Genomic DNA, 26,609 nt, shown 5'->3' with positions numbered 1-26,609 from the left:
GCCTCCTCCGGCAGCGCGGCCGCGACCGGGACGAAAGTCACTTGCGCACGACGGGAGCGCGCGGAAGGGTGAGAGCAGGAGCGGATCCGCGCGCCACCGGAGAGGAGATCCCCGAGGACATGGCAGTGCTGAAGGCGATGAGACGCCAGCCGACGATCCCCCTCGCCCTCCTCACCCTCGTCGTGGTCCTCGTGCTCGACACGACCGGCCAGCATCTCGCGGCGCGCTGGCTCGCCACGGTCGTCGTCGGGGCGTTCGTGGTCTGGACGCTCGTGCAGATGATCCGCGAGATGCTGCACGGCCGGTTCGGGCTCGATGTCCTCGCGATCGTGGCCATGGTGGCGACCCTCGCCGTGGGGGAGTACGTCGCGGCGCTCATCATCGTGCTGATGCTGTCCGGCGGAGAGGCGCTGGAGGACTTCGCCGCGCGACGCGCCAAGCGCGAGCTCACCGCGCTGCTGGAGCGCTCGCCGCAGACCGCTCACATCGTCGAGGCCGATGACGTCGAAGGGGAGCGGGTGCGCGACGTTCCCGTCGACGACGTCGCCGTGGGCGATCTCCTGCTCGTGCGTCCCTCGGAGATCGTGCCGGTCGACGGCGCACTCCTCACCGACGAGGCCTCCTTCGACGAGTCGTCGCTCACCGGTGAGAGCCTGCCCGTGGCACGCAGCGCCGGCGACGCCGTGCTCTCCGGCGCCGTCAACGGCAGCCGTGTCGTGCGGATGCGGGCTCTGCGCCGCAGTGCCGACAGCCAGTACCAGCAGATCCTGCTGCTGGTGCGTCAGGCGCAGGAGTCGCGTGCGCCCGTGGTGAGGCTCGCCGACCGGTTCGCGATCCCGTTCACCGCGGTGTCGTTGCTGCTCGCGGGCCTGGCCTGGGCGCTCTCCGGCGAAGCCGTGCGGTTCGCCGAGGTGCTCGTGCTCGCGACGCCGTGCCCCCTGCTGATCGCGGCCCCCGTCGCCTTCCTCGGCGGCCTGTCGCGCTCGGCGCGGGCGGGCATCGTGCTCAAGGGCGGCGCGGTGATCGAGACGCTGTCCCGGGTGCGCTCGGCCGCGTTCGACAAGACCGGCACGCTCACCCGCGGTCGCCCCGCGCTGGTCGCCGTGCGGCCCGCAGGAGGATTCTCTGCGGACGAGGTGCTGCATCTGGCCGCTTCCGCGGAGCAGTACTCCTCGCATGCGCTCGCGGAAGGGATCCGTGCCGCAGCGCGGCAGCGCGGTCTCGCGCTCGCCGCGGCGGAGGACGCGGGCGAGGTCGCCACGAACGGCGTCATGGCGCGCATCGGCGGGCGGACAGTGGTCGTGGGCAAACCCGCGTACGTCGCCTCGCTCGTGCCGGAGTTCGCGCGCACCGACCTCGCGCCGGGCGAGGCCGCAGCCTACGTCGCCATCGACGGCCGGCACGCCGGAGCGCTGGTGCTCGCCGACGCGCCACGCGCCGAATCCCCTGGCGTCGTCGCGTGGCTGAGCGCCCACGGGGTCGAGCGCGTGGTCATGCTGACCGGCGATGCCGAGGCCACCGCGACGTCGATCGCGCAGACGGTCGGGATCACCGGTGTGCATGCCGAGCTCCTGCCGGACGACAAGGTCCGCCTCGCCCGTGATCTGCGGCCGCGCCCCCTGATGATGGTCGGCGACGGGGTCAACGACGCCCCCGTCCTCGCCGCCTCCGACGTGGGGATCGCGATGGGGGCGAAGGGGGCGACGGCGGCGGGTGAGGCGGCGGACGCGGTGATCCTTGTCGACTCCCTGGCCAAGGTCGTGCACGCGGTCGAGATCGGCCGGCACACCGTCCGGGTGGCGCTGACGGCGATCTGGATCGGGATCGCACTGAGCATCGCGCTCATGATCGTCGCCATGACCGGTGTCATCCCCGCCGTCGCAGGCGCTCTGATCCAGGAGCTCGTGGATCTCGCGACGATCCTCTACGCGCTCCGGGCGCTGCGGGGCCCGCTGACCCCGGAGAGCGACATCGCGGCAGAGCATCTCGAGGCGGGACCAAAGGCCCGTCGTGATCACGAGGAGAGGACCAGGCTGTGAGCATGACCGAGACGCCCCCGATGACACCCGCCACGACCCCGGGGAGCGTCGGCGACGCGGACCTCGCGAGCATCGACGCCTGGTGGCGCGCGGCGAACTACCTCAGCGTCGGGCAGATCTACCTCCTGAACGACCCCCTGCTGCGCCGGCCGCTCGTGCCGGAGGACGTCAAGCCCCGACTGCTCGGGCACTGGGGGACCACCCCCGGGCTGAACTTCCTCTACGCGCACCTCAACCGCGTCATCCGGGATCGTGCGCTCAGCTCGATCTTCGTCACCGGCCCGGGGCACGGCGGCCCCGGCATGGTCGCCAACGCCTACCTGGACGGCACCTACTCCGAGGTGTATCCGGACATCGCCCGGGACGAGGACGGCGTGCGCCGGCTGTTCCGGCAGTTCTCGTTCCCGGGCGGGATCCCGAGCCACGTCGCCCCGGAGACGCCGGGATCCATCCACGAGGGCGGCGAACTCGGGTACTCGCTCAGCCATGCCTTCGGCGCCGCGTTCGACAACCCCGACCTCGTGGTGACCTGCGTCGTGGGCGACGGCGAGGCCGAGACCGGGCCCGCCGCGACCGGGTGGCACTCGAACAAGTTCCTGGATCCCGTGCAGGACGGCACGGTGCTGCCGATCCTGCACCTGAACGGCTACAAGATCGCCAACCCCACCGTGCTCGCCCGGATCCCGGAGCGTCGCCTCGTCGAGCTCTTCCGTGGCTACGGCTACGCGCCCTACGTGTTCACGGCGGGGTTCGACGGCGAGGATCCGCTCAGCATCCACCGCCGCTTCGCCGAGCTGCTCGAGGAGGTGTTCGACGAGATCGCGCGGATCCGCACGGAGGCGCGCGCCGGCCGTTACCACTCGGACGATCCCGTGATGGCGACCCCGGAGTGGCCGATGATCATCCTGCGCTCGCCGAAGGGATGGACCGGGCCCCACGAGGTCGACGGCGTGCTCGTGGAGGGCACCTATCGCGCCCACCAGGTCCCGCTCGCCAGCGCGCGGGACACTCCCGAGCACCTGCGCATCCTCGAGGACTGGATGCGCCGGTATCGCCCGGAGGAGCTCTTCGACGATGCGGGCGCACCCGTCGCCCTCATCGAGCGGCTCGCCCCTCGCGGAGAGCACCGGATGAGCGCGAACCCCGTCGCGAACGGCGGGCTGCTGCGCACGCCGCTGTCGCTGCCCGACTTCCGCGACTTCGCCGTGGACGTGCCGGCGCCCGGTGCCACCACGGCCGAGGCGACCCGGGTCCTGGGCACCTGGCTGGCGGAGGTGATCCGGCGCAATCCCGAGGACTTCCGGATCTTCGGGCCGGACGAGACGGCGTCGAATCGCCTCGCGCCCGCGGTCTACGAGGCCACGGACAAGCAGTGGACCGCCCAGATCCTGGCCACGGACGACCACCTCGCCCGCGTCGGCCGGGTCATGGAGATGCTCAGCGAGCACCAGTGCCAGGGCTGGCTGGAAGGGTATCTGCTCACCGGCCGGCACGGTCTGTTCACCTGTTACGAGGCCTTCATCCACATCGTCGACTCGATGTTCAACCAGCATGCGAAGTGGCTCAAGGTCACCAGGGAGATCCCGTGGCGGCGTCCGATCTCGAGCCTGAACTACCTGCTCACCAGCCATGTCTGGAGGCAGGACCACAACGGGTTCAGCCACCAGGATCCGGGATTCATCGACCATGTCGTCAACAAGAGCGCCGAGGTGGTGCGGGTCTACCTCCCGTTCGACGCGAACACGCTGCTGTCGACCTACGATCACTGCCTGCGCTCCGTGGACTACGTCAACGTCGTCGTCGCCGGGAAGCAGCCGGCCGCGAACTGGCTCACCATGGACGAGGCCGTGCAGCACTGCACGCGCGGGCTCGGGATCCTGGAATGGGCGGGCACGGAGGTGACGGGGGAGGACCCGGACGTGGTCCTGGCCGCGGCGGGGGACATCCCGACGCTCGAAGTGCTCGCCGCCGCGCAGATCCTGCGCTCGGCCCTTCCCGACCTGCGGGTCCGGGTGGTCAATGTGGTCGATCTGATGCGGCTGCAGTCGGAGAGCGAGCATCCGCACGGGCTCTCCGACCGCGAGTACGACGCGATCTTCACCGTCGACCGCCCCGTCGTGTTCGCGTACCACGGCTATCCCTGGCTCATCCACCGCCTCGCGTACAAGCGGCACGGCCACGACAACCTGCACGTGCGCGGCTACAAGGAGAACGGCACCACCACGACGCCCTTCGACATGGTCATGCTCAACGACCTCGACCGCTATCAGCTCGCGATCGACGCGATCGACCGGGTCCCCGGCCTCGCCCAGCGCTGCGCCGGACTGCGTCAGGACCTGCAGGACGCCCGGCTGCGCGCTCGCGCCTACACGCGCGCGCACGGCGAGGACATCCCCGAAGTGGCCGAGTGGGCCTGGGATCGTGGTCGCTGAGGACCCGGCGAGCAGCTCAGCCGTACCGGTCGACCGCGGAGCGCGGGTTTCCGGCGCCGAGGCGCCGAGCCCGGTCCGTCGAGTCGCGGCACAGGAGGCGGACCAGGTGCTGCACGAGCTCGGATCCGGACTCTCGGGCCTGGATCCCGCCGGCGCGGCGGCGCGTCTCGCCGCGGACGGGCCGAATGCGATCCGCATGCACCGCGCCCGCCCCTGGCGGGTGCTGGGAAGACAACTGCGCAGCCCGATCGTGCTGATGCTGTTCGGCACGGCGTTCGTCGCGGGTCTCGTGGGGGACGCGACCGACGCCGGGGTGATCGGCGCGATCCTGCTGCTCAGCGTCGGACTCGGCTTCGTCAACGAGTTCCGCGCCGAGCGCGCCGCCGATGCGATGCACGATCGGATGCGGCACGTGGCGATCGTGCACCGCTCCGGGGCGACCCTGCGGGTGGATGTGACCGAACTCGTCGTGGGGGATCTCGTCGCCCTGTCCGTGGGATCCGTGGTGCCGGCCGATCTGCGCCTCGTCCGCGCGGAAGGCCTCGAATGCGACGAGAGCATCCTCACCGGCGAGTCCGTCCCCGCGGTCAAAGGCGTGGCGCCGGTGCCGGCGGGGACCGGGGTCGGCGAGCTCTCCTGCTGCGCGCTCATGGGCACCGTCGTGCATGCCGGCACCGCGCTGGGCGTGGTGGTCGCGACGGGGCGCGACGCCGAGTTCGGGCGGATCGCCGCGGGGCTCGCGGCGCAGGAGCCGCAGACCGAGTTCCAGCGCGGCCTGGGCAGGTTCTCGTCCTTCCTGCTGATCGTCGCCCTGGTGCTCACCACGAGCATCTTCGCGGTGGCCGTCGCGCTCGGGCGGCCCCTGATCGAATCGCTGCTGTTCTCGCTGGCCATCGCAGTCGGAATCACGCCGCAGCTCCTGCCGGCCGTCGTGAGCACGAGCCTCGCGGCAGGCTCGCGCGCGATGGCCCGGCGTCGCGTGCTGGTCAAGCGCATGGTGTGCATCGAGGACCTCGGCGACCTCGACCTGCTCGTCACCGACAAGACCGGCACGCTCACGAGCGGCGAGATCACGTTCCGCGAGGCCGTCCCGGTGTCCGGCGGCACGGCTCAGGCGCTCGCGGAGCGCGGCCTGCTGGCCTCGGACGCGGACCTCGCCGCTCTCTCCGGCATCGGCCTGAACGCGCTCGATGCCGCGCTGCTCGCCGGGGTCGCCGATCGCAGCGGGCTGGTCGGCTGGCGCCGGCTGGACGCGATCCCGTTCGATCATGAGCGCCGCACGACGACCGTGCTCGCCCGGCGGGACGGCGAGGATCCGACGATCATCGTGAAGGGCGCGGCCGAGTCGGTCCTGCCGCGGTGCGAGGGGGTGCCGGTCGCTGCGTCGGCTCGACTGGACGACCTGTACCGGGAGGGATTCCGGGTCGTGGCGGTGGCAGGGCGCCGGGCTCCCGGTGCGGAGACGCTCGCCGTCGCAGCGGAGGGGGCCGACGGGAGGCTGACCCTCGACGGGTTCCTGGTGTTCACGGACGAGATCAAGCCCGGCGCGAGAGCATCCCTGCTGCGACTCGCAGACCTCGGCATCTCGGTCAAGGTCTGCACCGGCGACGGCGCGGTGGTCGCGACCCGCACCTGCGCCGACCTCGGCATGACCATCCAGGGCACGCTCACCGGGGATCAGATCGACGAGCTCGACGACGGGCGGCTCATCGAGCTCGCCGAGCGCACGACCGTCTTCGCCCGGGTGTCGCCCGAGCAGAAGGCGCGCGTGGTGCGGGCGCTGCGTCACCAGGGCCGGGCAGTGGGCTTCCTCGGCGACGGCGTCAACGACGCCCTCGCGCTGCACGGAGCCGACGTCGGCATCTCCGTGGACTCGGCGGTCGACGTCGCGAAGGATGCGGCCGATGTCCTGCTGCTCGACAAGGACCTCGACGTGCTCGCCGACGGCGTGACCGAGGGGCGGCGCATCTTCGCGAACACGATCAAGTACGTGATGATGGGCACGTCCAGCAACTTCGGCAACATGTTCAGCGCCTCGGCCGCCTCGATCGTGCTGCCGTTCCTGCCGATGCTGCCCGGTCAGATCCTGCTCAACAACCTGCTCTACGACGCGAGCCAGCTCGTGATCCCCGCCGACCGGGTGGATCCGGAGCAGCTGCGCGCACCCTCGCACTGGGACATCGCGGCAGTCCGCCGTTTCATGCTCCTGTTCGGCCCGATCTCCTCGCTCTTCGACTTCGCCACGTTCGGCCTGATGCTGTTCGTCTTCCATGCCGCACCGCCCGAGTTCCGCTCCGGATGGTTCATCGAGTCGATCGCCACGCAGACGCTCATCGTGTTCGCGATCCGCACCCATCGGGTGCCGTTCTTCCGCAGTCGGCCGGCGCCGGTGCTGGTCGTCACCGTGCTCGCGGCGATCGCGGTCGGAGCGTGGCTTCCCTACTCGCCTCTGAACGGGCTGCTCGGGTTCACGCCGCTTCCGGCGCCCTTCTTCCTCGCCCTCGTCGGCATGCTGATCCTGTATCTCGTGCTCGTCGAGCTCGCGAAGCGCGGGTACTTCCGGCGGGTGGGCGCGCGCCCTCCCAGGGCTCGCGCGCCCCGGCGTCCGGCGCGGCGCGTGCTCCGCCGGGCCGCCCGGTTCACCGCGCGATCAGGACGCTGAGCGGAGGGACGCCGTCCGGGCCGTCCGGCGGATGCCGGCGGGACTTTCGGCCCGGGCCGTCGTCGCGGCACGGCGCACGATCGGGACATGGACACCGAAGTGGAGAGGGAGCCGACACGGCCCCTCGAGGAGAGCGAATGCTGGGAGCGGATCCGCCGGGCGCCCTACGGGCGGATCGCCGTCGCCGCGGCGGACGAGATCGACGTGTTCCCGGTCAACCACGCCGTGCTCGACGGGACGATCGTGTTCCGCACCGCGGCGGGCACGAAGCTGCTCGAGCTGACGATCCGGCAGCGGGTCGTGTTCGAGATCGACGGGGCCGACGACGCCGAGGCCTTCAGCGTCGTGGTGAAGGGCCTCGCCGAGGAGTTCGACCGTGATGCGGACACGCTGGCCGCGGAGCGCACGGGGGTGACACCGTGGGCGCCGGAGCCCAAGGACCGCTGGGTGCGGATCCGGCCCACGGCGGTGACGGGGCGGATCTTCGCGCGGGGCTAGCCGGTCCTGGGCAGCCGCGGGCGCCCGCCTCACCACTCGCTGCGATCGCGGGCGGCCTCCAGGTCGCGCAGGGCGCGTACGTCGTCACGGGTGGCGATGCCGCCGCGCTGCAGGATCCGACGGGGGAGCCAGGCGGGGAGGGGGAGCCGTGCGCGACGCGGCGCCTCCCGCGGCGGGACGGGGCGCGCCGCGGATCTGGCGCGGGGCAGGAGCGGAAGGGAGGGGTGGGATGCTGCGGTCTCGGTCATGGCTCTAAAGCTACGATCGGATGATTCCTGCCACTAGATGGCGGAAAGCCTTTCCTCATAAAGATTCAGCCAGTACCATGAGGGCATGATCCGCAGCGTCACTCTTCCCGTCATCGACGGGCTCGCCGTCTTCGAATTCGGCCTGCTCAGCGAGGTGTTCGGGCTGGATCGCAGCGTCTACTCCGATGTGCCCGCGTTCGACTTCCGCGTCTGCGGCATCGAGGCAGGCCGGCCCGTGAGCACCGAAGTGGGGGCCCAGGTGATCCCGGCGCACGGCCTCGAGGCGATGGAGCACGCCGATGTGATCGCCGTGCCGGCGGCTCGCGTGCGGCCGGCCGACGAGTACCCGGCGGAGCTGCTGGACGCGCTCCGGCGCGCCGCCGATCGGGGTGCGATCCTGCTCAGCGCCTGCTCGGGAGCATTCGTCCTCGGCGCGGCGGGCCTGCTCGACGGGCGGCCCTGCACGACGCACTGGCGCTACGCCGAAGAGCTGCAGCGCCGGTACCCGAGCGCGCGCATCGACCCCGACGTGCTCTTCGTCGACGACGGGGACCTCATCACCAGCGCCGGGACCGCCGCCGGCATCGACGCGAGCCTGCACCTGGTGCGCCGCGAGCTCGGCAGTGCGATCGCGAACGTCATCGCGCGCAACATGGTGGTGCCGCCGCAGCGCGACGGGGGCCAGCGTCAGTACATCGAGCGCCCGGTGCCGCAGGTGTCCAGCGACGCGCTGAGCGACGTGCTCGCGCACATGGACGACAACCTCGCCGACGCCCACTCCGTCGCCTCGCTCGCGCAGCGCGCGCACATGTCCAGCCGCACGTTCGCGCGCCGGTTCGTCGCGGAGACGGGGGTGACGCCGATGCAGTGGCTCGCCGCTCAGCGGGTCCTGCAGGCGCGCCTGGCGCTGGAGACGACCGACGCCTCGATCGAGGAGATCGCCGCGTCCTGCGGCTTCGGCAGCGCCACGCTGTTCCGCCACCACTTCACCCGCGAGGTCGGGATCGCCCCGACCGCGTATCGCCGGTCGTACGCGTGTGACGTCGCGGAGTCGGATGCCCGCCCGGTCGACGCCTCGTCCGGGCACGCTCTGCTGACGACGTAGCAGGGCTCGGACCGCGTCGCCGGCGGCCGTCCCGGGGAACAGCGCCCGGGCCGCCGATGTTGCACCCGCCGTGGACCTCCTCGACAGCATCGTGATCGGCGCCGGCCAGGCCGGGCTCTCGAGCTCGTACCATCTGCGCCGCCTGGGCATCCCGCACCTGGTGCTCGACGCCGACGACGCTCCGGGCGGAGCCTGGCAGCACCGGTGGGATGCGTTGACGATGCAGGACGTGCACGGCGTCGCCGAACTGCCCGGATCCGTGCCGCCCCCGCGCACCAGCGCGCGGGCGAACACCGCGGTGCCCGCCACGTTCGCCGCCTACGAGCGCGAGCACGAGCTTCCGGTGCGGCGTCCCGTGCACGTGGACCGCGTGACGGACGAGGACGGGATCCTCGTCGTGCACGCGGCCGAGGGCACGTGGCGGGCGCGCACGCTGGTGAACGCGACCGGCACCTGGACGCAGCCGTTCCTCCCGCACTACCCGGGCATGGAGACCTTCCTCGGCGAGCAGTTCCACACCGTCGACTACCCCGGGCCCGAGCACTTCCGCGGCAGGCGCGTACTGGTCGTCGGGGGTGGAGCCTCGGCCGTGCAGTTCCTCGGAGCACTCGCCCCGATCGCCGACGTGCTGTGGGCGACCCGCCGGCCGCCGGTCTGGCGCACCGACGACTTCACCCCGGAGGCGGGCGCGGCCGCGGTCGCCCTGGTCGAGCAGCGCGTGGCGCGCGGGCTCGCACCGCAGAGCGTGGTGAGCGTCACCGGGCTCATGCTGCGTCCGCAGGAGCAGGAGGCGGCCCGGCGGGGCGTGTACGACGCGCGGCGACCGATGTTCCAGCGCATCGAGCCCGACGGCGTGCGCTGGGCCGACGGCTCGTTCGAGCGGGTCGACGCGATCCTGTGGGCGACCGGCTTCCGGCCGGCGATCGGCCACCTCGCGCCGCTGCACCTGCGCAGCGCGCTGGGCGGGATCCAGCTCGATCACGACGGACGCGGCACGACGGCGGTGAAGGATCCGCGGATCCAGCTCGTGGGCTACGGTCCGTCCGCCAGCACGATCGGCGCCAACCGGGCCGGGCGCACGGCCGCGCGCGGCGTGCAGCAGTACCTGAGGACGCCGGCCCCGGCGCTCGACGCGACGGCGTAGGGCGAGGCGAGGGAGCGGAGGTTCAGACCGCTGTCCGCACGGAGCGCGGATGCGCCGATGCCGCCCACCACAGCACGAGGGCGGCCGCCGTGGTCCCGAACCACAGCCATGACAGGGCGCTCGCCGGCCAGCCGGTGACGAAGAGCCCGAGGAGCAGGGACACCGTGGCGGCGAGCCCGATCGCGAGGAGGGTGGTCAGCACGCGCAGCGCTCCGCGAACAGGTCGTCGTCGCCAGGCCAGCGCCGTGGCGCGGGCTCCCGAGGTCAGCAGCGGGACGAGGCCGAGGGCGAGGACGATGACCGCCGCGCCGACGAAGACCGAGACGATCGCGGCCGCGCTGACGGCGGCCGTCGCGAGCAGCGAGAACAGCACGGCGCGTCCGAAACCGACCGTCGGTACGGCAGCGCCGGGTCCCGCCTCGCGCACGGCGACGGCCAGGCCCAGCACGCAGGCCGCGAAGGACGCGACGGCTCCTGCGATCAGGGGCGCCGGAGCGGCCGGAGAGGGGATCAGGGCGACCAGGGCCGCCTGGATCGCCGCGACGCCGACCACGGCGAGGGCCGTCCGCAGCAGCCGGCCTCGGGAGCGGGACGCGGTCATCCGGCTTCTCCCGCCGCGCGATCGAGGAGGTCGGTCAGGGATCCGGAGTACACCGTCTCCCCGCCGACGACGACCTCGATGTCGGCCGAGGTACCGCGCGAGATCGCGCTGATCTCGCGCCCGTCGCTCGCGGTGCCCGTGCAGGAGACGGTGTCGTCCGGCTTCTGCTCGCAGGTCGGCGCCGAGCGGACCTCCACCTCCGCCTCCACGAGTGCGTCGAGCGTGCCGAAGCGCACCGCCGCGAGTCGGTCGCCGCCGACCGGCGCGAGCGCCTGCGCCTGCGAGCAGCCGGTCAGGCACAGGCCCGCCAGCACCAGCACCACGGCGGCGCGGGCGCGGAACGGGCGCGACGTCCGGCGCCTCATGCGCGGAGCCTCTGCTCGTAGGCGAGCATGCGGGTCTGTTCCGTCATGCGCTGCGCCTCGAGCGCCGCGTCCGAGATCGTGGACAGATCGAAGGGGGCGGGGAGCAGCAGCTCGACGTTGCGGTCCAGCGGTGAGCCGCGGCGCATCGTCGGCGACTCGGCCCAGTCGTTGAAAGAGAACTCGCGCGCGCGGGAGGCCAGGTCGTCGGAGGAGCCGCCGGATCCGGGCCTCGCGTCCGACGCGTGGTCGAGCACCGTCGCGAACAGGGAGAGCGTGCCGTCGCGGTTGTCGACGATCTCGATCACCTGCTGCTGCTGCGGGAAGTCGATGCAGGAGGCGGTGGTGATCTCCCAGAACCCGCCCGTGGCCGAGGTGTGCGCGAGGACCTGATTGAGATGGGTGTGCCCGTTGAGCCAGCCGACCGCGACCGGATGGCGCAGCATCACGTCGATGAGCGCATCCGCGCCGTGCAGTACGCTCGTGTCGCCGGGGCGCTGGGCGCGGTTCTCCAGGGTCAGGCTGTTGTGGTGGCTCATCACCAGGACCAGGACGTTCTCGCGCTCGGCGCGTGCGAGCTCCTGCTCCAGCCAGCGCAACTGCACGTCGGGCACGGCGCCGTCGGGTCCGGCGACCGCGTTGCAGGTGTCGAGGCCCAGGGCGCGCACGCGCGGGCTGAGGTCGGCCTTCCACCAGGTCTCCCCGGTGTCGAGGTTGTGCTGGGTGAACCCATGGCCGACCGGCCCCGGGTTCTTCTCCGTACGGAAGTGCTCGGCCATGAACTCGCGCTGCTCGAACAGGAAGCGCTCCGGATTGGGCGGCACCGTGCGGAACCCCGGCCTGCCGAGCGCGAGGCCGAGGCCGTCGATCATCTGCTGCAGCAGTCCGCTCGACGAGGCGTATCCGCCGAGCGCGGTGCCCGCCGTCGCCTCGAGCGTGTACGCCTTCTGCCCTCCGGTGGCGAGCGCCCGCAACTGGGGCGTCAGCCCGAAGGTGCCCAGGAGCAGGGTGTCGTGGTTGCCGTACACCGCGTACCAGGGCGCGGGAAGCCCGGGAGACGGCACCTTCGAGGCGATCGCATCGGCGAGGAGCGTCGGGAGGCGAGGGAACCCGTAGTCGCCGAACGCGCCTCCGCGGGGGTCGCCGGGCCGGTACGCCCAGGTCGCCTCCGACCACGCCTGCACGCCGCGGTAGGTCGCACCCGCCGTCGCGGGATCGACGGCGAGCCCGTCCATGAGATCGATGTACCAGCGCAGCTCGAGGTGGGAGTGCATGTCGGCGCTGTCGCCCGTGACCACGGCGGCGCCCATCGGGGCCCCGGTCACGGCGCTGTAGCGCGCATCGGAGAACGCGCGCACCATGGCGGCCACGGTGTGCGGGCTGAGCGGATCCTGCGGGTGGAACGCGGATCCCCAGGCCGAGTGGTCCTGCGTGATCATGGGCTCGATGCGGCCCGGGGACTGCGCGTCGATCACGTGCAGGTCGGAGAGGTGCCCGAGATAGAGCAGCGAGCGCCGGGAGGTCTTCCGCGCGTCGTCCGCGACCCGGCGCAGCACGTCGAAGCGGGGGAGGTGCGGTTCGCCGGGCCCCGTCGAGAGCCGGCGGTAGCTGCCCTGCACGACGGGGCCGCGCAGGATGGTCTGCAGCAGCGTGCTGGGTGCCTCCTGAGGCGGACCGGACAGTCCCGGGGCAGAGCGGACGGCAGACGGATCCGCCGTCGCGAGCCGCGGCCCGAGCGCGTCCAGGGGCAGTCGGGAGGCGGCGGCCAGCATCGTCGCATGCGCGAGGAAGTGCCGTCGGCTGAGACCGGGCATACGGGCGCCCTTCGGGGGAGGGAACGTTCGCAGGAGGAACGGTTGACTCATCCTGGCGGGGGAGACGCTCCCCGCGCAAGCGTCGAGCGCCGGAGCGGGCGCTCAGCGGATGATGCGGATCGATCCGGTCGCGGTCGAAGGGGACGCAGGCCGGGTGATCCGCAGCGCGTCCGCCAGGAGCGCGCCGACCTTCGTCCCGATGCACAGGCTGATGAAGACCATCGGCGCCGCCGCGAGAGCCGCGGCGTCGAAGGATGCGAGCGCGACGAGGCCGACGGTCCCGGGGACGAGGAGCAGGAACGCCGGCTGGAAGGAGACCGTCGCCGGCACCGCCAGCGTGACCCGCTCCAGCACGCGGGCGGCGAGGAAGAGCAGCCCCGCCGTGATCCCGGTGGCGATGGTGCTGCCCGTGAACGGGCTCAGCAGCATCAGCGCCGCGTAGGTGCAGATCATGATCACGACGGTGGCGATGGTGAGCCGGAACCCGGATCCGAAGCTCAGGCCGATCCCGACCGCGAGCACGACGACGCCGACCCAGCTCCAGGCCAGGGGCGGCACCGCCTCCCAGCCGCTGTGCCCGGTGACGAGCGAGGTCTCGCCGACGAGGGCCGCGGACCGCGGATCCACCCGCAATCCGGTCGCGGCCGCGCCCGCGAAGATCCCCGCCGCCATGAACGTCAGCATGATGAGCCCGTACACGAGACGGGAGGCTCCGGTCACGATGTCGGCCGCGGTGAGCTCGAGCAGCGCATTCGTGATGAGCGCCCCGGGAACGAGCAGGGCCACCGGGGCGCACACGGCGAACAGCGGTACCGCGCCGAAGTCGAGCCGGTCGGCCACGACCCCGACGACGAGCGTCGAGATCAGCGCCGCCACGAAGGGGACGACGGCGGCCGCCGCCCGGATGCGCTCGGTGAGGAGGACGATCGACGCCACGAGCGCTCCCACGAGCAGCGCCAGCACCACCGCCCACCAGGGGCACCGGAACAGCACCGCGAGTCCGGCGGACAGGAGGGCGCCGCCGAGTGCGGTCTGCAGCGCAGGATGGCGGCGTTCCAGACCACGGATGTGGGAGACGTGCGCCGGGACCTGATCCAGGGCGACACGGCCGGCCTCGAGCCGCCTCGCCAGGCGCGACGCATGCGCGGTCTGCCGGAACGTGAGTCCCGGCCCGCCCCCCGCGGCGATGGTGGTCGCGCGCGGAACCCCGGGGCGGCTGACGAAGACGTGCTCCGGCAGCACGGCGAACGCGAGTTCCGTGCCGGGGACGACGGCGTCGCGTGCGCGTTCGAGGGTGCCGCGCACATCGGTGACGGACACTCCCGCATCGAGCAGCAGCGCACCGAGGTCGCCGAGCGCGACGTCGGGGGAGACGGGGTCGGTGGGAGACATCATCAGAAATCGTAGAACCTGCGGCCGTCCTCCCGCGCTCGCGCGCCGGCGTCCGGGGCGAGCGCGGGGCGGATCAGCCCGCGGGCTCCTGCCAGGCCTCGAGGATCCTCGCCCGGAGCGCGTTCCCGCGCTCGGCGAAGCCGCGCTGCCGGCGCACATACTCGGCCTTGCCCTCGGCCGTCTCGATCCGCACCGGTTCCACGCCCCAGTCCGACAGATCGTAGGGCGCGGCCTCCATGTCGAGGACGCGGATGTCGCGGGCGAGCTCGAACGCATCCAGCAGCAGTTCGCCCGGCACGAGCGGGCCGAGCTTCATCGCCCACTTGTACACGTCCATCCCGGCGTGCAGACAGCCCGGCTGCTCCAGCTGCGGCTGGGTCTCCCGCGTCGGGTGCAGGCGGTTGCGCGGCACGGCCTCCGGGGTGAAGAAGCGGAAGGCGTCGATGTGCGTGCAGCGCAGCTCGCCCTGCTCCACCACGGCGTCGGTTCCTGCCTGGCCGAGCCGCAGCGGCACCGCGTGGCGATGCTCCGGGGTGCGGTAGACCATGGCCCACTCGTGCAGCCCGAAGCAGCCGAACTGCCCGGGGCGCGCGGCGGTGCGGGCGAGCATCAGCCGTACCAGCCGGGCGAGCTCCGGTTTGTCCGCGGCATAGGCGGCCGAGTCGGGTGCGTATGCCGCGTCCCCGGAGCCCGGTGCAGGGGAGTACCAGCGCCATCCCGCGCGCTCGGGCGCATCCTGAAGCACGACACCGACGCCGGGATGCCATCGGCGCAGCTGGGCCGGCTTGTAGCCGTAGTAGGTGAAGAGGAAGTCGTGAACGGGGTGCTTCTCGCGGCGGGCCTGCCGGGCGCGATGCGCGGCGGTCAGGGCATCGGCGCGTTCGGCGTGGGCGTCGGCACGCGCGCTCCAGGTCGCACGGTCGAGCACCGTCCCCGGCGCGTCCGTCCGGGTGGCGGCCGGCGCACCGACGGCGGGCGTCATGGCTCGGAGCGGACGACGCCGGCGTCGATGAGCTCGTCGAGGATGCCCGCGCCGTCCTCGGCGCTCACCCAGGGGGCGAGGTCGTCGGCGTCGCTCGGGTCGCCGTCTCCGCGTCCCGCTGCGCGGCGCCCGGCGAGCACGCCCTCGGCGGGGAGGAGGCGGCGGATCGCGACCGCGGCGACGTTCTCCGGGTGCTCGACGAGGAACTGCCCGTAGATCGCCTCGTCGTGCTGGCCGTCGTCGCCGATGAGCAGCCAGCGCACGTGCGGGAACTCCTCGGCGAGCCGGGAGAGGTTCCGCAGCTTGTGCTCGCGGCCGCTGCGGAACCAGCGCTCGTGCGTCGGCCCCCAGTCGGTGAGCAGCATGGATCCCGCAGGGAAGAGGTGCCGGGAGAGGAAGCGGTTGAGCGTGGGCGCCACGTTCCACGCCCCCGTGGAGAGGTAGATCATCGGCGAGCCGGGGTTGTCCCGCATGAGCCGCTCCAGCAGCACCGCCATGCCGGGGACGGGCGTGCGGGCGTGCTCGTCGACGACGAACGAGTTCCATGCGGCGATCAGGGGGCGCGGCAGGGCGGTCACCATGACCGTGTCGTCGACGTCCGAGACCACGCCGAAGCGCACGTCGTCGGCGACGACGAAGACGCGGGCGGGGATCGGATCCTGGCCCTCGACCGCCATGTCGACCTGCTGCCATCCGCTCGGGAGGTCGGCCTCGATGCGGCAGTCGATCACGCCGCCGCGGTCGGCCGGCACCTCGTGCGTGCGGCCGGCGACGGTGATCGTGACGGTCGCGAAGCTCACCGGGATGCCCACGAAGCTGCGCCAGCCGCGCACGCTGGCATCCTTGCCGCCGCGCCGCGTCTTCGGCAGGATCAGCACGCGTCCGACGACGCGGATCCACCCGGGGCCGCCGTAGCCGGGGAAGGGGACGACGGTCGCGGTGCGACCGCGCTTGCGGGCACGCCGTTCGCGCCACGCGTGGAAGCGGTGCTCCAGGCGGGCGAACCAGTGGATCCGCTCCGGTCGGGATGAGGACGAGGGCATAGCTTCCCTAGTCTTTCATGCCCGTCCGGTTCTTTCATGCCGATCGCAGGATGTGCACGGGGTCCGCGGGAGCCCGGCTCGCGCAGGCTGGGATAATCTGGAGGTTGCCCTGTTCCGGGCATTCTTCTCCCCTGCCGCAGAGAATGGTCGTCGCGTTGTCTGAGAACCCGTCCCACCCCGCCAGCCCGTCGAAGGACGACGAGTCGCTGTCGGTGCACGAGCTCCAGAGGAAGTGGCAGACCTACTGGGCGGAGAACGAGACGTTCACGGCCGGCGGCGCGGACGACGTGCGCCCGCGCAAGTACGTCCTGGCGATGTTCCCGTACCCGTCCGGCGACCTGCACATGGGCCACGCCGAGAACTACCTCTACAGCGACATCGTGGCGCGCTTCTGGCGTCACCGCGGGCACAACGTGCTGAACCCGATCGGCTGGGACTCCTTCGGACTGCCCGCCGAGAACGCGGCCATCCGGCGCGGAGCGGATCCGCGGGAGTGGACCTACCAGAACATCGCCCAGCAGAAGACGGGCTTCCAGGCCTACGGGGTTTCGTTCGACTGGACCCGCGAGCTGCACACCTCCGACGAGGAGTACTACCGCTGGAATCAGTGGCTGTTCCTGAAGCTCTACGAGCGGGGCCTGGCCTACCGCAAGAAGAGCCCGGTGAACTGGTGCCCGAACGACCAGACCGTGCTCGCGAACGAGCAGGTCGTCGACGGGCGCTGCGAGCGCTGCGGCGCCGAGGTCGTCAAGAAGAACCTCACCCAGTGGTACTTCCGGATCACCGACTACGCCGACCGTCTGCTGGACGACCTGAACCAGCTCGAGGGCTTCTGGCCGCACAAGGTGCTGCAGATGCAGCGCAACTGGATCGGCCGCTCGATCGGCGCCGACGTGGACTTCGCGATCGAGGGCCGCGAGGGCGTGGTGACCGTGTTCTCCACGCGTCCGGACACCCTGCACGGTGCGACCTTCATGGTCGTCGCGCCCGACTCGGACCTGGCTTCCGAGCTGGCCGCCGGCGCGTCCGAGGACGTGCGGATGCGCTTCCAGGACTACCTCACGCAGGTGCAGAAGACGAGCGAGATCGACCGCCAGTCGGCCGACCGGCCGAAGACGGGCGTGTTCCTCGACCGCTTCGCGATCAACCCGGTGAACGGCGAGCGTCTGCCGATCTGGGCCGCCGACTACGTGCTGGCCGACTACGGCCACGGCGCCGTCATGGCCGTGCCCGCGCACGACCAGCGCGACCTCGATTTCGCCCGCGCCTTCGACCTGCCCGTGAAGGTCGTCGTGGACACGACCGCGCCGATCACGGGTGCACTGCCGGTGATCGAGGTCGACGAGGACGGCGTCCCGATCGAATCGCTCGACTCCCTCGACGACCAGCACCCGGCCAAGACCGGCATCGCCTTGACCGGCGACGGCCGCATGATCAACTCGGGCGAGCTGAACGGACTCTCCAAGCGCAACGCGATCGCCCGTGCGATCGAGCAGCTGGAGGCGGCCGGCACCGGGCGCGCCGCGAAGAACTACCGCCTGCGCGACTGGCTGATCTCGCGTCAGCGCTTCTGGGGCACCCCGATCCCCATGCTGCACACACAGGACGGCGAGATCGTCCCGGTGCCCGAGGACCAGCTGCCCGTGCGGCTGCCGAGCGTCGAGGGCCTGGACCTGTCGCCGAAGGGGTCGAGCCCGCTGGGTGCGGCGGAGTCGTGGGTGCGCACCGTGGACCCGACGACCGGCGAGCCGGCGCTGCGCGACCCCGACACCATGGACACGTTCGTGGACAGCTCCTGGTACTACCTGCGGTTCCTCTCGCCGAACAGCGACACGGTCGCCTTCGACGTGGACGAGGCACGCCGCTGGGCTCCGATCGACGCCTACATCGGGGGTGTCGAGCACGCGATCCTGCACCTGCTGTACGCGCGCTTCATCACCAAGGTGCTGTTCGACATGGGCCTGATCGACTTCACCGAGCCGTTCTCGAGCCTGATCAACCAGGGAATGGTGATCCTGGACGGCGCCAAGATGTCCAAGAGCAAGGGCAACCTGGTGCTCTTCCAGGAGGAGCTGGACGCCTACGGCGCCGACGCCCTGCGCGTGGCCCTGGCCTTCGCGGGTCCGGTGGAGGACGACAAGGACTGGAAGGACGTCTCGACGACCGGTGCGCAGAAGTTCCTGGCCCGCGCACTGCGGGTCGCGCATGATGTCGCGAGTCCGGTGGACGTGGTCTTCGACGGCGGCGACGACGCCCTGCGACGGGTCACGCACCACCTGCTGGCCGATGCGCCCGCCCTGGTCGAGCAGACCAAGTTCAACGTCGTGGTCGCGCGGCTCATGGAGCTGGTCAACGCGATCCGCAAGACGATCGACACGGGTGCCGGCGCGGCGGACCCCGCCGTGCGCGAGGCCGCCGAGACCGTCGCCGTGATCCTCGACCTGGTCGCCCCGCACACCGCGGAGGAGATCTGGGAGATCCTCGGGCACGAGCCCTCCGTGGGACTGGTCACCTGGCGTCAGGCGGATCCGCTGCTGCTCGTCGAGGACATCGCGACCTGCGCCGTGCAGGTCAACGGCAAGGTGCGCACCACCCTCGACGTCCCCGCCAGGATCGGCGAGGCCGAGCTCGAGGCGCTCGCGCGGGCGGACGAGAAGGTGCAGCGCGCTCTCGAGGGCAAGGAGATCGTGCGCGTGATCGTGCGCGCCCCGAAGATCGTGAACTTCGCCGTCAAGGGCTGAGTCCGTGCGCTCCGGGGGGAAAGGAGCGCGCGCCCTCCGGGTGATGCGGCGCGTGCTCGGCACGGCCGTCGTGGTGGCGGTGCTGGCCGGCGCCGGGCTGCTGCTCGCATGGCAGCTGCCGCGCCCGATCAGCACCACCAGCCCGGTCGGCGCGCTCTGGCACCGGCACGGCGACGAGCTGGGCGCGGCGTGGAATCGCGAGACGTGCACGAAGGGCGTCTGCTCGCAGGACTACCGGCGCGGCTCGATCTATGCGGGTCCCGCGGGCTTCGCGCAGATCGTGCACGACGACGCGGTGGGCCAGACCTTCCACGATCTCGGCGGTGTCGAGGTGCTCGGCCTTCCGATCGCGGCGGAGAGCGGATCGCGGGATCGGCCGTGGCAGGCGTTCCAGCGGGGCGGGGTCTTCGCCGCCGATGGAGCGACGACCCTCGTCCGCGGCCCCTTCTGGAACTCCTGGCTGCGGTACGCCCACGAGCGCGGTGGCCTCGGCTTCCCGAAGGGCCCGGCGCACTCCGACCGCCGCGGTACCCGCGTGCAGGACTTCATCAACGGGAGGATCTACCTCCGTTCCGGTGTTCCCGTGCCGACGATCTCCGACATCGCGGCGGCCCATCGTCGCGCCGGGGGAGCCTTCGGCACCCTCGGCTACCCGAAGAGTACTCAGCGCGCGGTCGGCGACCGTCTGGTGCAGGAGTTCGACGGCGGAGAGGTGTGGTGGTCCTCCGGCACCGGCGCCGTCTCGGTGCAGGCCGCCTTCCTCGCCGCATACCGGGACCGCGGCGGCGCCGGCGGATGGCTGGGCCTGCCGACCGCGGAGGCGTCGCGGCTCGAGGGCGGTGCGATGCAGTCGTTCCAAGGCGGTGCGCTGTACCGGACGGACGGCGAGGACGCGATCCGGGCCACCACGGCGGGCGACATCCAGAACCGCTACGAGGAGTTGGGCGGGCCCGAGGGCGAGCTGGGCCTGCCGACGGGGGACAAGGTCGACGTGCCCGGCGGGCGCTACCAGAGCTTCGCGGGCGGTGTGCTGCTGTGGCACGAGGGCGCCGGCGTGTTCCGACTGGACGCCGACAGCTTCGCGATCTGGTCGGCGGATCCTGCCCGGTTCGGCTGGCCGGCGAAGGACTCGTGGGCCGACGACCGCGGGACGCACCAGGTCTGGGAGAAGGGGCAGACCGTGCTGCGCTCGGGGCGGCTTCTCACCGTTCCGAGCAGACCGGTCGACGCGTCGACCGCGGTCCTCCTGTGCGACTCGCAGTGCAGCGGCAACTCCTGGATCGAACAGGGCGCGCGCGGGGCGGGGTTCGCGAACGTCATGAAGTTCGGATTCGGCGGGTCCGGGTATCTCGCCCCCATCAGCGGGATCGGGGCGGGGTTCACCGAGAGCGTGTCGAGCAACCGTGTCCTGCTTCCGGAGGGGGATCCCGGCGCGGTGATCATCACCCTCGGGGGCAACGACGCCGCGCAGAGACGACCGGTCGCGGAGGTGACCGCGGCCGAGGAGCAGCTGATCGGGCTGCTCCGCCAGGCCTACCCGAATGCGGCGATCGTCGTGAACGGCGTCATGAGCCGCAGCGATGCGGCCCATGCCGCACGCCGGGCGATGGACGCCGCCGTGACCGAGCAGGCCCGGCGCGCCGGGGTGTACGCCGTCTCGGTCGCCGGGTGGGTCAGCGACTACTCGGCCCCGCAGGCGGACACCGTGCATCTCACCCCTGCGGGGCACGACAAGATCGCCCCGCACTACGCCGAGGCGCTGCGCGCGGCGCTCGGGCGCTGAGCCGGAGGCCGGGCTCGGATCAGAGGCACTCGAGGGGGTTCGCCGCGAGCTTCCCGATCAGCCCGCCGTCGACGAGCCGCCGGGCGTGGCTGTGCGGCTTGCGCTGCGACTGCGCGCTCACGCAGGCGCCGAACTCCTCGGCGAGGTCGAGGCGGGGATACGCCGCGAGCACCTCCCGGCGGAAGTCCACGGGGATCTCCTCGTCGCGGCGTCCGGAGATGTCCAGCCCGGTCGCCGTCTCCAGCAGATAGCCCTCCGGATCCACGGCCGGATCCACCGACGGCCAGTTGTGCCGGACGATGACCTCGTTCACGCGCAGGCGGCGTGCGGCGGGCCAGCCGGCGCCGGCGGTCAGGGCCTCGCCGACGAAGCCGCCGGCCTCCTCGTACCCGAGCAGGTGGTTGTCGTACGCCGGCGCGAGTCCGATGTCGTGCAGCAGCGCGGCGGTGTAGAGCAGCTCGTGGTCGATGCCCGTGCGTCCCTCGATCACCGCGAAGGCCTCCGCCCAGAGCCAGCTGCGCTGCACGTGGTTTCCCAGCCCCGGCGAATGGAACTGCGCGACCAGCTCCCGGGCGCCCCGGGTGGCTGCGGTGTCCGGCGGGAGGAAGTCGTGCAGGCGCATGGAGGGCTCCGGTCGTTCGCGGGAGAGGGAGTGGGATCAGCGTATCCGGTGGTCGGACGGGCACGGCCTCTCTCCCTTCAGACCTCCCGCAGCGCTCGCCCCCAGGCCTTCCGCGGATCGTGCACGGCCACGGCGAGGGTCGTGTCGGACTGCCCGTAGTAGGCGAACCACGTGCCCCGGAACTTCACCAGCCCCTCCACGAACGTCACGTTCGACACGAGTCCGTGCGTGTCCTCGAAGGTCTGCGGCTGCAGCCAGGGTTCCTGCATGCGGGCGATCACGGTCGTGGGATCGTCGGGGTCGATGGCGATCTGCCCGCAGCGGTAGTCGACGTCGACCGTGCCGTCCTCGTGCACCAGGCGGGTCGCACCGTTCGTGAGCATGACGAGCAGTCCGTTGTCGGCGAGCACCGGGGACGTGCCGATCTCCACGAGGGCCTCGTCCCACGTGCCGGGGGTGGGCGAGTACATCGGCTCGGTGTCCGGGGTGCCCGGGGTCCAGTGGAGGAGATCGTCGCTCGTGGCCCAGTAGATCGCCCCCTCCCCGAAGTACATCCACCACTTGCCGTGCATGCGGCGAGGGACGATCACCCCGGCCTTGGACCAGTTGAATCCGCGGGGATCCACGGTTCTGAACGTGTCGAAGTCGTCGAACAGGGGGCCGTGCTTGGTCCACGTGCGCAGGTCCGTCGACGTGGCGAGGCACAGCTGCGCGCTGCGGCGATCCCACCCCGTGTAGGTGAGGTAGTAGGTGCCGTCGATCTCCGCGATGCGGGGGTCCTCGCAGCCGAAGCGCTCGTAGTCCTCGGACGGCGACAGGAGGGGAGCGTCCTCGCGGGTGAAGTGGATCCCGTCGCTCGAGCGGGCGAGGCCGATGTGCGAGACGATGTCCTCCGCATGCGCGCGGTACAGCAGCAGCACCTCGTCGCCGACGACGAGCGCGGCGGGGTTGTACAGGTTCGAGGACTCCCAGCTGTCGCCGCGCGGGCGCAGGATGGGGTTGCCCGCGTAGGGCGTGAACGGTCCGAGGGGGAAGGCGGCGCCGGTGAACATGGGGCCCTTTCTGCGTCAGCCCTTGACGGCTGCGCCGAGGTCGGTTGCGGTGAAGAAGCGCTGGAAGACGACGAACAGGACGACCACGGGCAGAGCGAGGGCCGTGGCCCCGGCCAGGATCGCGCCGTTCGGATTCGCGGTGGACTGGGCGACGTTCGAGATGTAGTTGGCCAGAGACACGGCGAGCGGCTGCAGGGCCGCGTCCTTGGTGATCAGGAAGGGCCAGAGGAACTCGTTCCAGGGTCCGATGAAGGTGACCAGGATCACCGTCACGAGCACGGGGCGGATGAGGGGCACCGCCACGGACACGAGCGTGCGGAGCTCGCCGGCGCCGTCGATGCGCGCCGCCTCGAAGATCTCGGCGGGCAGCGAACGGAAGAACTGGGTGAAGATGAAGACGGCCGTCGTGTTGATCGCGAACGGCAGGATCATGCCCGCGTACGAGTCCCCGAGCCCGTAGCTGCGCGTGATCTGCACGTACAGGGGGATCATCAGCAGCTGGAACGGGACCATCTGCACGAGCATCATCAGCACCCAGAGCACCCCGCGGCCGCGGAAGTCGAGCCGGGCGAGGGCGAATCCGGCGAGGAGGCCGAACACCACGGTGCCGAGCAGGACTCCGCCCGTGAAGATGAGGGAGTTCGCCAGGGAGCCGAGCAGGTCGATGCGCGAGTCGATGCGGACGAAGTTGTCCCAGGTCCACCCGCCCGTGGGGATCAGGGATGCCGGGGAGTTGGTCGGGTTCTCCTGGAACGCTCCGACGACCATGAAGTAGAACGGGAAGGCGAAGGCGATCGCGGCGACGGTGAGCAGGGCGATGCTCATCCATCGGGCGGGACGGCGGGTGTGCATCATCTCTCCCTCGTGGCTCGGCTGGCGACCAGGGACAGAGCCCCGACGAGGAGCACGAGCAGCATGCCGATCGCCGCCGCCGTGTCCGGGTTCTGCTGCTGGATGCCCTGCTGGTAGATGAGCAGGACCGGGGTCGTCGACGCCCCGTCCGGCCCGCCGCCGCTGGTGAGCAGGTAGGGCTCGGTGAACAGGTTCGCGCCCGTGATGATCGAGAGGATCAGGACCAGGGCGGTGGCGTTGCGCACCCCGGGCACCGTGACGTGGCGGAAGCGTGCGAGCACTCCCGCGCCGTCCGTCTCGGCCGACTCGTAGAGTTCCCTGGGCACGTTCTGCAGGGCCGCGAGGTACAGGAGGATGTAGAAGCCGAGCTGCTTCCACGTGACGTACAGGGCGATCATCGGCATCGCCAGGGCGCTGTTGACCAGCCAGGACGGGTGGGGTGCGAGCGGGCCGAGCACCGTGTTCACGAGCCCGTTCTTCGAGAACAGGAGCATCCAGACGCCGACGAGGGACACGCTGGCGGTGAGGTAGGGCACGTAGAAGGCGACCCGGTACGCGGCCACCCCTCGGATGCCCGAGTTCAGCGCGGTCGCGAGCACCATCGCGAGCACGACCGTCAGGGGGACGTTGATGACGAGGAACACCAGGGTGTTGCGGAACGCGTCCCACACCTTGGGGTCGGTCAGGACCGTCACGAAGTTGTCGAAGCCGACGAACGGCCGGTTCGGCTCGACGCCCGGCGCGGTGAAGAAGTAGTCGTGGAACGCGATGTAGACGGCGAAGGCCAGTGGATACGCGAAGATCGCGAGGATGAAGACGAAGTAGGGCAGCGCGAACAGCCCGCCCAGGGGCTGCGCACCCAGCAGACGGGTGCGCAGCCGTGCCTTGTGCGACATGGTCGGCTCGATCCGGCTCACTTGCTCACGAGCGTGTCGATCTTCTGGGACGCGTCGCTGAGGAACGCCGAGACGGGCTTCTTGTCGAAGATCACCGATGCCGAGTACTGGTCCCGGAAGGCCTGCCATGCCTCGACGGAGTTGGGGATGCTCGGGACGTCCGCGGTGTGCTCGGACTGCGCGGCGAAGGCGACGTAGCTCGGGTTGGCCGTGAAGTACTCGGAGTAGGTCTTCGCCAGTCCCGTGCGCATCGGCATCTGGCCGGTGGTCTTCAGCAGCAGTCCGTCGTTGTCCTCGTCCGTGGCGAACTGCAGGAAGGCCCACGCCGTGCCCTGGTTCTTGCACGAGGTGAACATCGACACGCTCTTCGAGTCGGCGAACGTCGTGGGGTTCGCGCGGCCGTCGGAGGTGGGCACGGGCATGAACCCGACGTCGACCGTGTCCGCGTACGACGGAATGGCCCACGGGCCGGCGAGCTGCATGGCGGTGGTGCCCGCGGACATCGCATCGTCGGTGGAGGCCTCCTGGGGAGCGAGCTTCTGCGCGTACATCTCCGCCCAGAAGTCGGCGACCTTCTTGCCCTCCGCGCTGTCGAACGTCGCCTTGCCCTTCTCGACCAGCTTCGTGCCGTTCGTCTCGGCGAGGTAGAGCGGGTAGTAGTCGAACCACGGCTGGTAGAACTCGCTGGTCGGAGCCGGCCAGATCGCGCTCTGCACGCCCGAGGCGACGAGGGCGTGAGCCCCGGCGAGGAACCCGTCGTAGGTGTTCATGGTGGCGGGATCCACGCCGGCCGCGGCGAAGAGCTTCTTGTTGTACATCACCATGACGGGGTTGGACTTCCACGGCAGCTGGTAGAAGTGTCCGTCCGTCGCGTAGGCGTCGACGTCGCCGCCTCGTCCGGAGATGTAGTCCGCGCCGTCCTTCATCGTGTTGAGATCGACGAGGCCGCCCTGCTTCACCCAGCCGGAGACCGCCGCGGGAGCGATGTTGAACACGAGACAGGGCGCGGTCCCGGCGGTGATCGCGGCGGTGATCGCCTCTTCGGACGACTTCGCCGCCGGGATCTCCTGCGCCTTGACCTTCTGATCGGGGTGCGCCTTGTTCCATGCGTCGACCACCGAGTGGCCCCAGGCCAGTTCCTGCTCGTTGTTCGACAGCCAGACGTCGATGGGGCCGGTGCCGTCGGACGATTGCGCCGGGCCGTTGCCGGCCGAGCAGCCGGTGACGACGAGGGCCGCGGCCCCGATGACCGCCGCGGCGCTGAGCTTCTTCATGATGTCCTCCTTGACATGTCGGGGCCCGCTGCCGCGGGTCCCTGGGTGCTTTCGCGGAGATGGACCACGTTGCAGTCCACGACCTCCGTGCGCGGCTGGGCCCCGAGGATCTCGGCGCGGAGCAGGCGGGCAGCCGCACGTCCTCGGGCGGCCGGATCCGACGACACGCTCGTCAGTCCCGGCGAGAGGTAGGCGGACAGTTGATCGTCGTCGAAGCCGGAGATGGCGAGGTCACGGGGGATCACGAGCCCCTGTGCCCGCGCGTAGGAGAGGCCGGCGATCGCCATGGTGTCGTTCGAGTAGAGGATCGCCGACGGCTTCTCGGGGAGCGCGAGCAGCTCCGCGGTCCGTTCTCGACCGCTGCGCGCCGTGAAGTCGCCCTCGCGCAGCAGCGTGGCATCTCCCACGGCGCCGACGTATGCGGCCGCTCGCACGCGCGAGTGGACGTAGTCCAGCGGACCGGAGACATGCGCGATGCGGCGATGCCCCTGGGTCTTCAGATGCTCCACGATCTCGCGGATCGGCGCGCCGTCATCGGTCCGCACGCAGGAGAAGTCGTGGCGCTGATCGTAGGCGCCGACGATCACCGTCGGCAGATCCAGCTCCTCGAGCAGCGGCACGCGCCAGTCGTCCACCCGCAGGTCCAGCAGGATCGCGCCGTCGGCGCGTCCGTGCATCATCGTCCGGTAGGCGCGCTCCTCGGCCGCGCGATCGGGGACCACCTGGAGCATCAAGGCGGTCTCCGTCTCGGCGAGCACGGACTCGACGCCCGAGATGAACGCGGCGAAGAACGAGTCGTTCGCGATGACGTCCGGATCCCGCGCCAGCACGACCCCGATCGCGTTCGCGCGGCGGGTCGCGAGTGCGCGTGCGCTCTGGCTCGGAACCCAGTTCAGCTCCTCCGCGGCGGCGAGGACCCGGGCCCTGGTCTCCTCCGAGATGGGCCGATTGCCGCTGAGGGCGTGCGAGACGGTCGCCTTGGTGACGCCCGCCATGCGCGCGACGTCAGCGATCGTGGCCTTGCTCATGGCGTCCCCCTACCATTCTCAAACCGGGTGGTTAACCGG

Annotated in this window: 21 protein-coding genes; 8 read left to right on the top strand and 13 right to left on the bottom strand. The window is 71.3% G+C overall.

What is annotated here, in order from left to right; all coding sequences use genetic code 11:
* The first annotated feature begins 119 nt into the window (after positions 1-119).
* The 4 genes from J8G10_RS06185 (at position 120) to J8G10_RS06170 (ending at position 7,631) form a co-directional block, all read left to right on the top strand.
* A complete protein-coding gene (locus J8G10_RS06185; RefSeq protein ID WP_251441665.1) occupies positions 120-2,039 on the top strand; it encodes a heavy metal translocating P-type ATPase in 1,920 nt (639 codons plus the stop codon).
* Positions 2,040-2,041: 2 nt separating this feature from the next.
* Positions 2,042-4,471, top strand: a complete 2,430-nt coding sequence (locus J8G10_RS06180) for a phosphoketolase (RefSeq protein WP_374208761.1) — start codon at positions 2,042-2,044, stop codon at positions 4,469-4,471.
* Entirely contained in the window at positions 4,461-7,133 is a 2,673-nt protein-coding gene (mgtA, locus tag J8G10_RS06175; RefSeq protein ID WP_308220678.1) for a magnesium-translocating P-type ATPase, read from the top strand. The genes J8G10_RS06180 and mgtA overlap by 11 nt, the downstream gene beginning before the upstream one ends.
* Positions 7,134-7,220: 87 nt before the next feature.
* A complete protein-coding gene (locus J8G10_RS06170) occupies positions 7,221-7,631 on the top strand; it encodes a pyridoxamine 5'-phosphate oxidase family protein (protein ID WP_251441655.1) in 411 nt (136 codons plus the stop codon).
* A gap of 29 nt (positions 7,632-7,660) precedes the next feature.
* Here J8G10_RS06170 and J8G10_RS06165 read toward each other — a convergent pair whose 3' ends face one another.
* On the bottom strand, positions 7,661-7,879 hold the full coding sequence (locus J8G10_RS06165; RefSeq protein ID WP_251441652.1) for a hypothetical protein: 219 nt from the start codon (positions 7,877-7,879) through the stop codon (positions 7,661-7,663).
* An 85-nt stretch (positions 7,880-7,964) separates the two neighbouring features.
* Here J8G10_RS06165 and J8G10_RS06160 point away from each other — a divergent pair, with 85 nt between their 5' ends.
* Both J8G10_RS06160 and J8G10_RS06155 read left to right on the top strand, forming a co-directional pair.
* Positions 7,965-8,984 (top strand): helix-turn-helix domain-containing protein, encoded by a 1,020-nt coding sequence (locus J8G10_RS06160; RefSeq protein ID WP_251441651.1) that lies wholly within the window; start codon positions 7,965-7,967, stop codon positions 8,982-8,984.
* Between the two features lie 70 nt (positions 8,985-9,054).
* On the top strand, positions 9,055-10,128 hold the full coding sequence (locus J8G10_RS06155) for an NAD(P)/FAD-dependent oxidoreductase (RefSeq protein WP_251441650.1): 1,074 nt from the start codon (positions 9,055-9,057) through the stop codon (positions 10,126-10,128).
* Between the two features lie 22 nt (positions 10,129-10,150).
* Here J8G10_RS06155 and J8G10_RS06150 read toward each other — a convergent pair whose 3' ends face one another.
* The 6 genes from J8G10_RS06150 to J8G10_RS06125 all read right to left on the bottom strand — a co-directional run bounded on the left by J8G10_RS06150 (position 10,151) and on the right by J8G10_RS06125 (position 16,322).
* Positions 10,151-10,729, bottom strand: a complete 579-nt coding sequence (locus tag J8G10_RS06150) for a hypothetical protein (RefSeq protein ID WP_251441649.1) — start codon at positions 10,727-10,729, stop codon at positions 10,151-10,153.
* Positions 10,726-11,094 carry a hypothetical protein gene (locus tag J8G10_RS06145; RefSeq protein WP_251441647.1) on the bottom strand — a complete coding sequence of 123 codons (369 nt, stop codon included), beginning with the start codon at positions 11,092-11,094 and terminating at the stop codon, positions 10,726-10,728. The genes J8G10_RS06150 and J8G10_RS06145 overlap by 4 nt, the downstream gene beginning before the upstream one ends.
* Positions 11,091-12,905, bottom strand: coding sequence for a TIGR03767 family metallophosphoesterase (locus tag J8G10_RS06140; protein WP_251441645.1), 1,815 nt, complete (start codon positions 12,903-12,905; stop codon positions 11,091-11,093). Before J8G10_RS06140 ends, J8G10_RS06145 begins: the two co-directional genes overlap by 4 nt.
* A 102-nt stretch (positions 12,906-13,007) precedes the next feature.
* Positions 13,008-14,300, bottom strand: coding sequence for a threonine/serine exporter family protein (locus J8G10_RS06135; protein ID WP_251441644.1), 1,293 nt, complete (start codon positions 14,298-14,300; stop codon positions 13,008-13,010).
* Between the two features lie 70 nt (positions 14,301-14,370).
* A complete protein-coding gene (locus J8G10_RS06130) occupies positions 14,371-15,279 on the bottom strand; it encodes a 3-methyladenine DNA glycosylase (RefSeq protein WP_251441642.1) in 909 nt (302 codons plus the stop codon).
* Positions 15,276-16,322 carry an App1 family protein gene (locus J8G10_RS06125; protein WP_251441639.1) on the bottom strand — a complete coding sequence of 349 codons (1,047 nt, stop codon included), beginning with the start codon at positions 16,320-16,322 and terminating at the stop codon, positions 15,276-15,278. Before J8G10_RS06125 ends, J8G10_RS06130 begins: the two co-directional genes overlap by 4 nt.
* Positions 16,323-16,465: 143 nt before the next feature.
* On the opposite strand from J8G10_RS06125, the gene leuS reads away from it, so the two are divergent.
* Positions 16,466-19,063, top strand: a complete 2,598-nt coding sequence (gene leuS / locus J8G10_RS06120) for a leucine--tRNA ligase (protein ID WP_251441637.1) — start codon at positions 16,466-16,468, stop codon at positions 19,061-19,063.
* A gap of 43 nt (positions 19,064-19,106) precedes the next feature.
* Entirely contained in the window at positions 19,107-20,846 is a 1,740-nt protein-coding gene (locus J8G10_RS06115; RefSeq protein WP_251442387.1) for a GDSL-type esterase/lipase family protein, read from the top strand.
* A 19-nt stretch (positions 20,847-20,865) separates the two neighbouring features.
* On the opposite strand, the gene J8G10_RS06110 is transcribed toward J8G10_RS06115, so the two are convergent.
* From J8G10_RS06110 to J8G10_RS06085, 6 genes are all read right to left on the bottom strand, one after another.
* Positions 20,866-21,468, bottom strand: coding sequence for an HD domain-containing protein (locus J8G10_RS06110; protein WP_251441635.1), 603 nt, complete (start codon positions 21,466-21,468; stop codon positions 20,866-20,868).
* Positions 21,469-21,545: 77 nt separating this feature from the next.
* The gene (locus J8G10_RS06105) at positions 21,546-22,520 is read right to left on the bottom strand and encodes a glycoside hydrolase family 130 protein (protein WP_251441633.1); all 975 of its coding nucleotides are present in this window, start codon (positions 22,518-22,520) and stop codon (positions 21,546-21,548) included.
* Between the two features lie 15 nt (positions 22,521-22,535).
* Positions 22,536-23,372, bottom strand: a complete 837-nt coding sequence (locus J8G10_RS06100; protein ID WP_374208765.1) for a carbohydrate ABC transporter permease — start codon at positions 23,370-23,372, stop codon at positions 22,536-22,538.
* Positions 23,372-24,268 (bottom strand): carbohydrate ABC transporter permease, encoded by an 897-nt coding sequence (locus J8G10_RS06095; RefSeq protein ID WP_251441629.1) that lies wholly within the window; start codon positions 24,266-24,268, stop codon positions 23,372-23,374. The genes J8G10_RS06100 and J8G10_RS06095 overlap by 1 nt, the downstream gene beginning before the upstream one ends.
* Positions 24,269-24,285: 17 nt before the next feature.
* Positions 24,286-25,542 (bottom strand): sugar ABC transporter substrate-binding protein, encoded by a 1,257-nt coding sequence (locus J8G10_RS06090; RefSeq protein WP_251441628.1) that lies wholly within the window; start codon positions 25,540-25,542, stop codon positions 24,286-24,288.
* Positions 25,539-26,570, bottom strand: a complete 1,032-nt coding sequence (locus J8G10_RS06085; RefSeq protein ID WP_251441626.1) for a LacI family DNA-binding transcriptional regulator — start codon at positions 26,568-26,570, stop codon at positions 25,539-25,541. Before J8G10_RS06085 ends, J8G10_RS06090 begins: the two co-directional genes overlap by 4 nt.
* Positions 26,571-26,609: the final 39 nt, after the last annotated feature.

The sequence above is a fragment of the Microbacterium sp. USTB-Y genome (assembly GCF_023703415.1).
Lineage (GTDB): Bacteria > Actinomycetota > Actinomycetes > Actinomycetales > Microbacteriaceae > Microbacterium.
This window is presented reverse-complemented; position numbering and strand designations above follow the sequence as displayed.